We start from the raw sequence: 631 nt of genomic DNA, 5'->3' as shown, positions 1-631 counted from the left end.
GGAGGCCGCGAATACGTGGCGCCGCGCACCGAACTGGAGGCGAAGCTGGCCGCCATTTGGCAGGATGTGCTTGTTCGGGAGAAGGCGGTAGGCGTAACGGACAACTTCTTCGACCTCGGCGGGCACTCCCTGCGGGCGACGACGCTGGTCAGCAAAATGCATAAGGAGCTAGGCGTTGAATTCCCGCTTCGCGACGTATTCCGCTACTCGACGGTTGAAGAAATGGCCGCGGCTATGGAGCGGCTGGAGATCGGCTCGTTCACGGCTATTCCGGCTGCGGAACCTAGCGAGTATTATCCGCTCTCTTCCGCTCAGAAACGTCTCTATATCTTGAACCAGCTGGAAGGAGCCGAGCTGAGCTACAACATACCGGGAGCTATGCTGCTCGAAGGGGAGCTCGACCGGCAGCGGTTTGAAGAAGCGTTTCGCGGGCTCGTAGCTCGTCATGAAACGCTGCGTACCGGCTTTGAGATGGTAAAAGGCGAAGCGGTTCAGCGGATTTACGAAGAAGCCGCCTTCCAGGTGGAATATGTGCAGATCAGCGAGGAGCAGGTAGAAGAAACGGTGCGCCAATTCGTTCGTCCGTTTGATCTAGCGAAGCCGCCACTTCTGCGGGTAGGCCTTGCTGAAC

Annotated in this window: 1 protein-coding gene; it reads left to right on the top strand. The window is 58.3% G+C overall.

All coding sequences use genetic code 11. From position 1 onward, the window contains the following. On the top strand, positions 1-631 hold a 631-nt coding region (locus HFD99_RS24855; protein ID WP_167441057.1), incomplete at both ends, for a condensation domain-containing protein.

The sequence above is a fragment of the Paenibacillus sp. EKM301P genome (assembly GCF_011800295.1).
GTDB classification, from domain to species: domain Bacteria; phylum Bacillota; class Bacilli; order Paenibacillales; family Paenibacillaceae; genus Paenibacillus; species Paenibacillus polymyxa.
The sequence above is the reverse complement of the archived record's forward strand: the minus strand, read 5'-3'. Positions and strand labels throughout refer to the sequence as shown.